Consider the following 241-nt stretch of genomic DNA (forward strand, 5'->3'; position numbering starts at 1 on the left):
CTTTGGTGCCCAACGCCTTGTTCCAGTTCTGCATAGCGGCGTACATGTATCTCTTCAGTATAGGTGATGACGTGTAAACGTAGGCTTCTTGGGCGTCTCCGAAAACGCTGTAGGGGCTCATTTTCTCAACGTTATAGTTTTTATCGAATAGTGCACCGTATTTTGCGTAGGTTGCCTGGCTAAAGTGGCGCACTTTGGCGGTTGGATTGAGATCCGGTGTTTGTTTAATGGCAGAAACAAC

At 47.3% G+C, this 241-nt stretch carries 1 pseudogene; it reads right to left on the reverse strand.

Annotated features, from left to right (window positions below):
• Positions 1–241: pseudogene (locus tag HMPREF0519_RS12860) on the reverse strand (matrixin family metalloprotease); the annotation flags it as partial.

This window comes from Lentilactobacillus hilgardii DSM 20176 = ATCC 8290 (genome assembly GCF_000159315.1).
In the GTDB taxonomy this organism is placed as follows: domain Bacteria; phylum Bacillota; class Bacilli; order Lactobacillales; family Lactobacillaceae; genus Lentilactobacillus; species Lentilactobacillus hilgardii.